Origin of the sequence: Bacillus sp. FJAT-27251, from assembly GCF_001273925.1 — a bacterium.
Lineage (GTDB): Bacteria > Bacillota > Bacilli > Bacillales > Cytobacillaceae > Mesobacillus_B.
The window spans coordinates 3967994-3975715 of the sequence record NZ_LIGG01000001.1; the positions used below are offsets into that span (position 1 = coordinate 3967994).

8 protein-coding genes are annotated in these 7722 nt (G+C 43.6%); 4 read left to right on the forward strand and 4 right to left on the reverse strand.

The features are described from left to right. The first annotated feature begins 162 nt into the window (after positions 1 to 162). From ADU22_RS18610 to ADU22_RS18625, 4 genes are all read left to right on the forward strand, one after another. A complete protein-coding gene (locus ADU22_RS18610; RefSeq protein WP_053363505.1) occupies positions 163 to 831 on the forward strand; it encodes a response regulator transcription factor in 669 nt (222 codons plus the stop codon). Then, positions 828 to 2276, forward strand: a complete 1449-nt coding sequence (locus ADU22_RS18615) for a sensor histidine kinase (RefSeq protein ID WP_053363506.1) — start codon at positions 828 to 830, stop codon at positions 2274 to 2276. Before ADU22_RS18610 ends, ADU22_RS18615 begins: the two co-directional genes overlap by 4 nt. 51 nt (positions 2277 to 2327) lie before the next feature. Beyond that, positions 2328 to 3446, forward strand: a complete 1119-nt coding sequence (locus ADU22_RS18620) for a TolB family protein (protein WP_053363507.1) — start codon at positions 2328 to 2330, stop codon at positions 3444 to 3446. Between the two features lie 146 nt (positions 3447 to 3592). Beyond that, positions 3593 to 4279 carry a YetF domain-containing protein gene (locus ADU22_RS18625; RefSeq protein ID WP_353611408.1) on the forward strand — a complete coding sequence of 229 codons (687 nt, stop codon included), beginning with the start codon at positions 3593 to 3595 and terminating at the stop codon, positions 4277 to 4279. 400 nt (positions 4280 to 4679) lie between these two features. On the opposite strand, the gene dmpG is transcribed toward ADU22_RS18625, so the two are convergent. The 4 genes from dmpG to ADU22_RS25305 all read right to left on the reverse strand — a co-directional run. Beyond that, on the reverse strand, positions 4680 to 5708 hold the full coding sequence (gene dmpG / locus ADU22_RS18630) for a 4-hydroxy-2-oxovalerate aldolase (RefSeq protein WP_053364654.1): 1029 nt from the start codon (positions 5706 to 5708) through the stop codon (positions 4680 to 4682). A gap of 22 nt (positions 5709 to 5730) precedes the next feature. Further along, positions 5731 to 6615 carry an acetaldehyde dehydrogenase (acetylating) gene (locus ADU22_RS18635; protein WP_053363508.1) on the reverse strand — a complete coding sequence of 295 codons (885 nt, stop codon included), beginning with the start codon at positions 6613 to 6615 and terminating at the stop codon, positions 5731 to 5733. A 59-nt stretch (positions 6616 to 6674) separates the two neighbouring features. After that, a complete protein-coding gene (locus tag ADU22_RS18640) occupies positions 6675 to 7448 on the reverse strand; it encodes an IclR family transcriptional regulator (RefSeq protein ID WP_353611392.1) in 774 nt (257 codons plus the stop codon). 87 nt (positions 7449 to 7535) lie between these two features. After that, positions 7536 to 7722 (reverse strand): hypothetical protein (locus ADU22_RS25305; RefSeq protein WP_053363509.1); only part of this gene is annotated, 187 nt, incomplete at its 5' end.

The window sequence follows — 7722 nt, forward strand, 5'->3', positions numbered from 1 at the left end:
AATCTTATTATTCCTACCTGTAAAGTGCGAATTAAACGAAAATGCAAGCCCGATTATTACTTCACTTTAGACAAGCGCCATAATACCCATTTAAATTTCACTTTGGCAACTTTCCAGCAACAACTTTTTTGTATAATTGTACAAGGAAGGGAATGAGAAACCTTGAAGCAAACTATTTTAATTGTCGAAGACGAAGAGTCCATCGTGGATATCCTAACCTACAGTTTACGAAAGGAAGGTTATACCGTCCACACTGCCCTGACGGGAAAGCAGGCAATCGAGAAATTTCAGGGATTGGAGATTAACCTGGTCATCCTTGATCTTATGCTGCCTGATGCGACCGGTTTTGACCTTTGCAAACAGCTGACAGCCATGAGTTCCGTTCCGATTCTCATGCTGACAGCCCGGAATGATATCGTTGATAAAGTACTCGGTTTAGAGCTGGGTGCAGAAGATTATATGACAAAGCCCTTTGATATCCGTGAGCTTTTGGCACGTATTAAAGTCCTGCTTCGCCGCAATCATCAAGCAGCTTCGAAAAAACTATTCATCACAAATGGAATCTTTATCGATCCAATCTCGCATGAAGTGTTCAAACATAACGAACCGGTTCATTTAAAACCGAAAGAATATGAACTTTTATTATTATTTACCCAAAATAAAAACCGCGTTTTTTCACGCGATGAAATACTTGATACTGTTTGGGACATGGATTTTGAAGGTGGATACCGGACCGTTGATGTACATGTCCAAAGAATCCGTAAAAAGCTGGAACCAGCCATTATTGAAACGGTTTTTGGGACGGGCTATCGAATGCGGGGCAGCCTATGAGATGGACAATCCGAAAAAAATTCACAGTGAGTTTTTTGATTCTTTTTACGGTTGCAGCGATTTTATTTACCTCTTTCCTTAGCAATTTTATCGAAGAACAGGCGCTGGCAACGATTGAGAATGACGTCCTTAAATTGCAGCATACCACCAGGGAATATCTGAAACAATTCCAGGAGCTCCACCCCGGTGAAACGGCTATTTTTTCTGTCCATGGCCAGCCTTTATCCCGCACCTTAAGTGAGCTGTACGGCCAAAGTGTTGCCCTTTATACGCCTGAGGGCCATTTCATTACGGAAGCGGTTCCGGTTGACTCCACGCTTTTAATGTCACAAAAAAAGCATGAGCCAAACGTCGATCACACTAGCAGCACCGAGCTGCGGAACGCTTTTGATAATAAGGCCTCCTATACGATTGCCCACCTTGATGGAGGGAGTATTGTAAGGTTTGCCTACCCAGTTTACTTGCAAGATGAATTTTATGGAGTTGTCCGCTTTACAGCTGACTACACCAATCTTTTTTCACATAACGAGCAGTTGATTCAGCATTTTCGCTTCCTTGCCATCATTCTGTTTTTCGGCGTGTTTTGCATTGCGTTATGGCTGACTCAGCAAATTATTAAACCGTTGAAGACGTTGACCGAGGCAACAAAGCGAGTAGCCAATCGAACATTTAATGCTGTAAGGATGAAACCATCAACAGATGAAGTTGGCGAACTGGCGAAACACTTTACTGCTATGCAAGATGAAATCAATCGTTATGTCTCAAAAATTGAAGAAGAAAAAGAAAAGGTATTGCAGCTTGAAAAGGAACGCACACGCCTTTTCCAAAACGTTACCCATGAACTGAAAACACCTCTGACGGCCATTTCAGGATATGCCCAACTTATTGGTGAAGAGGACTTTGATGACAAACTCTTTTTACAAAAAGCAGCCGCTAAAATTTATTCAGAGAGTACAAGACTCAATACAATGATTAACGAGCTCCTTGAATTCTCGAAATCTCAAAGTACAATCCGGAAGCCGCAGCATTTTCCGATCACCCCGCTTGTGAAGTCGGTGGTGGAAGAACTTCAGTTCACAAGCGGCCAGGAAATTCGTTTCAAAGGCGTTCCACTCTATGTAAAAGGTGTTCCAGAGGAACTGGAGCGCGTCTTGGTCAATGTTATAGGAAACGCATTGAAGCATGGACAGCAGCCAGTCACAGTTACAGTGGATCAGAGCATTGTTGTAACTAACCGCTGCGAAGAGATTCCTCCAGGGATCCTGCAGCATCTGTTCGAGCCTTTTGTCCACCGCCAGCATAAACAAAGTCACGGGCTTGGATTGTTTATCGCCAAGCAGGTGACAGAATTAAATGGCGGCACCCTTTCTTTTACTTATGAGAATCAAGTAGTTTCTGTTGAAATCATTTTGGCAACAACTCGGCAACATTCAGGTGAAAGCTAGACACAATTCTTCTGTACATTAGGCTTATACCAATTGAAGGAGGATTTTTACATGAAGAAAATTACCATCGCACTATTGAGTCTGGCATTGGCAGGAATGGTGACAGGATGCTCACAAAGCAGCGAAGCACAGATGGAACGGACAATCACCATCAACAGTAATGTCCAGCTGGAAAGCTCTTTGGCCGACAGCACACTTCCGATTGAGCATCATTCCATCCCTTTACCTGAAGGATTATCAGCTGAAGCCTCCTATGCTGGATTTTTGGGGCAAAAGTTTTATTTGAACTCGGATGACGGGATCTACTTGTTTGATGCTGAGAGTGAAAACTACGGGAAAGTAATGGACGGAGACTTCTATGAAGTTTCTAAAAATGGCAAGCATGCCCTTACTTCTATAGAGGATGTGTCATATGTCATCGACCTGGAAACGGGAGAAAAAACCAAAATTTCCGCTACCCATTTAAAGGAAATGGTGTCATTTGCAAATGATGAAGGTACCGAAGTGTTTCACATTTATGAAGGCGACAATGAAGATTTCGTTTTTGAGCTAATCAATGTAGAAAACAAAGCGAAAAAAAGCTGGTCAACAACCGATCAGTTAGCACAAAACAATTTAATGATGGCTGCAAAAAAAGCGGATAACGGCATTTACGTTACTGGAGAAAATTCGGATGGAGCTTACGGGCTTTATCAAATCCTTGATGGGAATGAAGTAAAGCAAGTGGCAACTTTTGATAACGGTTTAATGGTTGATTCTTTTGACTTCCTCTCTTCTAAATCCATCATTTTTTCCGGAAGTGTCAATGATCAAACAGGGATTTATATAAAAGATTTAAATAATAAGGAAGCGAAGTTATTGGTTGCTGGAGGTGAAGATGAAGAAGGAAAGTGGACTCCTTCCTATAAGCTGTCTCCAGACAAAAAGAAAATCTTGTTTGATACCCCTGTGCAAGTTGGTGAAGAATATAAAACGAATGTTTATGTCGCTGAAATCGATGGTGAACAACTAACCAACACCGCCCGCTTGATTGAAAATGGCGATTTATATGCTGTCATCTCCCTGTCAGGAAATTGGAGCGCCGATTCAAAAACAACTTACATTTTCACCTATAATAAAGAAGATTTTACTGTTGACACAATAGAAAAATTTGTCATCGGGGACGAGTAGAATCCCCCATCCTTACTTTAGCTGCTAGTGAAGGACGCTTCTATACTTCCATGTGTTTTCCAATATTTAATATACATCAATTTCTACATTTAGGGATTTATATAAATATTGTTGAAAAACATATAAAGGAGTATGGAATATTGATTATGGATTTAACTCTCCGGATTATTATCGCATTTGTTACGCTTTTAATTTTAACGAGGGTTATGGGAAGAAAAGAAATATCCCAGTTAACTTTTATTAATTTTGTTTCAGCCATCACAATTGGAGCGATTGCAGCTGTCCTTGTCATGGATCCTGATGTGAGCATTTTAAAGGGTGTTTTGGCATTGGCAGGCTGGACTGTCATCACACTCCTTTTGGGTTTTATTGATTTAAAATCAAAAAAAGCCCGGAATCTCATTTCAGGCCAACCAAGAATCCTGATTAAAAACGGCAAAATAATGGAAAAAGAACTTCATAAAGTCCGTATGGACGTCGATGCTTTGAATGCCCTTTTACGGCAAAAAAATGTGTTTTCCGTTGCAGAGGTTGAATATGCCATTTTCGAAACGGATGGAAAGCTATCTGTCATGAAAAAGGAGTCTAAACAGCCTGTCTTAAAATCAGATTTACACATAAAGAGTCAGCCCACTGCCTACCCTGTTCCGACCGAAGTGATTAATGAAGGCAGAATCCTCTCATCCAATTTGGAAAAATTAAACCTTGATACACAATGGTTAAATCAACAATTGACATCACTGGGCATACAATCCATTTCAGATGTTTTTTACGCTGAAGTTCAAAAAGACGGTACCCTCTACGTTGACGAAAAGAGGGATTTATTACATTAACCGATTTATAACGGCATAAACCCCTCCCTTTACACATTCTGAAGATGGTTATGGATGTCTTCTTCTAGGAACAAATAGTCTTCTTCTGTCAACCGGATAATGCGAATTTCCGGTGCTGGGTATCCTCAATCACAATCGGGATGGTTCCAACCGAATAAGCCATTTAGACAATGTTTTCAAATCACTCCGTTTGAATCTCTTCTGTAAGGATTTTCTGAAGATTGGCCAGCTTTGTGACCAGCTTTTTGCTCAAGCAATTGTTCATAGGTAACTTCCAGTTCTTCTACAATCGGTGTTCGAATAAAATAAAAACTGCCTGAAATTAGGACGGGAACTCCTTTCCAGGCAGTTTTATTAATTTTTAGGCTAGTTACTGGTTCGCTTCTTTCCTCTCATTATATTACACTTTGGCCGGACTTTTGGCTGAAGCGGCAATTTCTTCGGCTACATCCCAAATCATGTCTTCCTGGCCGCCGACGACTTTTCGTTTCCCCAGCTCTGTCAGGATGTCGCGGGAATCAACCCCAAACCGGGCCGCAGCACGTTTAGCGTGAAGGGCAAAACTTGAGTAGACCCCAGCATACCCTAGCGTCAAGCTCTCCCTTGTGATTTCCTGAGGAGTCTGCAGGATTGGCGCGACAATTTCCTCGGCTAAATCCATCATCTTATACACATCCACGCCCGTTTTCACTCCCATTTTATCAAGCACGGCAACAAGCACCTCTGTCTGAGTATTGCCTGCTCCGGCCCCAAGGCAGCGGACACTGCCGTCAATGCGTGTTGCTCCTTCCTCGATTGCCACCAACGTGTTCGCCATCGCCAAGGACAGATTGTTGTGCGCATGGAACCCAATATTGATGCCAACACTCTGTTTAAGGGCACGAATGCGCTGGCGGACACCATCAGGAAGCAGGGCACCGGCCGAATCGACCACATACACACTATCAGCTCCATAGCTTTCCATCAATTTTGCCTGTTCAACTAGCTTATCTACCTCAGCCATATGGGACATCATCAAAAATCCGACCGTTTCCATCCCAAGCTCTTTAGCGGCATGGATATGCTGCGGGGCCACATCGGCTTCAGTGACATGAGTCGCAATTCTGGCCATTTTCGCCCCAAGGCCGGCCGCTTCCTTCAAGTCTTTTACCGTTCCGATTCCAGGAAGAAGAAGGACAGCGATCTTGGCTTGATCGGCAACGGAAACAGCCGCCTCGATCAATTCCATTTCATTCGTTTTTGAAAAGCCATATTGAAGAGATGAACCGGATAGACCGTCTCCATGGGATACCTCAATATAAGGAACGCCGGCATCATTCAACGCCTTTGTTACCTGTAAAACCTGGTCGACCGTAAACTGGTGGGAAATGGCGTGGCTGCCATCCCTTAAAGCCACTTCGGTAATGAAAAGATCTCTTGCAATTGTCATGTTCAATCCCTCTCCCTTCTTGTTAAACAAGCTGTTTGGCAAGCTCATTTTTCGCAAACTCTTCTGCTACCTTTACACCTGCAGCCGTCATAATATCCAGGTTTCCGGAATACGTTGGCAGGTAATCCCCGGCTCCCTCTACTTCAATAAAAATCGTGACTTTGTTTCCGTCAAACATTGGCTCCGTGCGCAGGCGATAGCCCGGGACATAGGACTGGACAGCTTGCTCCATCTCTTTCAATGATTGGGAAATTTTTGCTTCATCCAGCGTTCCTTCTTTTACAAGCACATGAACAGTATCACGCATCAGGATTGGCGGTTCGGCAGGATTTAAAATAATGATGGCTTTTCCCTTCACTGCTCCCCCGACTTCTTCGATCGCCCGTGCCGTGGTTTGTGTGAATTCATCAATATTGGCTCGTGTTCCCGGTCCGGCACTGCGGCTGGATATCGTGGCAACTATTTCTGCATATTCGACCGGACTTACCCGGTTCACAGCATGGACCATCGGGATAGTAGCCTGACCGCCGCAAGTAATGAGGTTGATATTTTCGGCATCCAGGTTTTCTTCCATGTTCACAGGGGGAACCACCAATACTCCCCTTGCCGCAGGTGTCATATCAATGACTTTCTTGCCTGCTTCTTTCAGCAGTTTCGCATGGCGGACATGGGCTTTTGCCGATGTGGCGTCAAAAACAATATCAGCCAGCTCTGAGCGCTCAAGGAAACCGTCAATCCCGGTATCAATCGCAGTATATCCGGCTTCCTTCGCACGGCGCAATCCATCCGACTCCGGATCAATTCCAATCACCGCTGTGAGCTCGAGTACCTCTGAACGCCCCAGCTTGATCATAAGATCGGTTCCAATATTTCCTGAACCAAGTATCGCAACTTTCACTTTAGACAAATTCTTCTCCTCCTCAGGTGGGTCTTTTTTATATAAATCATCCAGCCGCTTGATGGCAGCTAGGCTTTATATCCCAGGCTTGCCGATATTCTGGAGGCAGCACCCTTGATTTGGATGATGGCCAGATTCAGCTTTTCCTGATCAAGCCTCATCTTTGGTGCGGCGCAGCTGATGGCAGCAACCGCCTTCCCTTTATGGTCAAAAATCGGAGCGGCCACGCATTGAAGTCCCAATTCGATTTCTTCATCGTCTACCGCATAGCCCCGCTCGCGAATGCTTTCCAGCTGCTGCTTGACTTGCTGTTTGTCTGTCATCGTATGTTCTGTGAACGGTTTTAAATCATCGTTTGATAAAAGTTCTTCTACCTTGGCATCATCCAGATGTGCAAGAATGGCCTTGCCCACCCCTGTACAATGAATCGGAGCTCTCTTGCCAATATGGGAATAAATCCTTAAGGCCCTGGGGCCGTCGAGCTTTTCAACATAAATGACCTCTCCATTTTCATACACAACAAGATGGACGGTTTCTTGCATGCTCTGCACAAGTTCCTTTATGACAGGCCGGGCAATTTCTGCGATATTGATCTGCTGGCTGACCTGATTGCCAAGCTCAAAAAGCTTCATTCCCAGTTTGTATTTTTGGTCAGCAGGATTTTGCTTCAGGTATCCCCTGAACTCCAGGGTTTTGATGATGCCATGAACCGTACTTTTTGATAAGCCAAGCCTATCGCTGATTTCTTTGACACTCAGGTATTGATCACTTGACAGAAACAGCTCGAGGACATCGGCTGCTCTTTCAATGGACTGAATCAAACGTTCTGTAATAGGTACCACCCTCAGTTTGTGTTGTATTCGACATTATCGAATACCATTCGTAAATTTACTGTATACTCTTACTTTAAAACAATTTCGTTTTTTCTGTCAACTCTTATTTGAGGCAGGGGGTCGGTTCTGGTGCATCATAAGTTGCCTTTTCTTTTTGAGATGAGCTGTTTTATTGTCCGGTTTCCTGATTCTATTTGCTGTTTCTGCACTTCTATTTGTTAGTTTTCGAGTTCTATTTGCCGATTTGCCTTTTCTATTTGCCAGCACCATTTTTATTGTCCAG

Coding starts and splice junctions, on each gene's coding strand:
- ADU22_RS18615 (WP_053363506.1), top strand. CDS start 828: ATGAGATGGACAATCCGAAAAAAATTCACAGTGAGTTTTTTGATTCTT.
- ADU22_RS18620 (WP_053363507.1), top strand. CDS start 2,328: ATGAAGAAAATTACCATCGCACTATTGAGTCTGGCATTGGCAGGAATG.
- ADU22_RS18625 (WP_353611408.1), top strand. CDS start 3,593: ATGGATTTAACTCTCCGGATTATTATCGCATTTGTTACGCTTTTAATT.
- dmpG (WP_053364654.1), bottom strand. CDS start 5,708: ATGACAATTGCAAGAGATCTTTTCATTACCGAAGTGGCTTTAAGGGAT.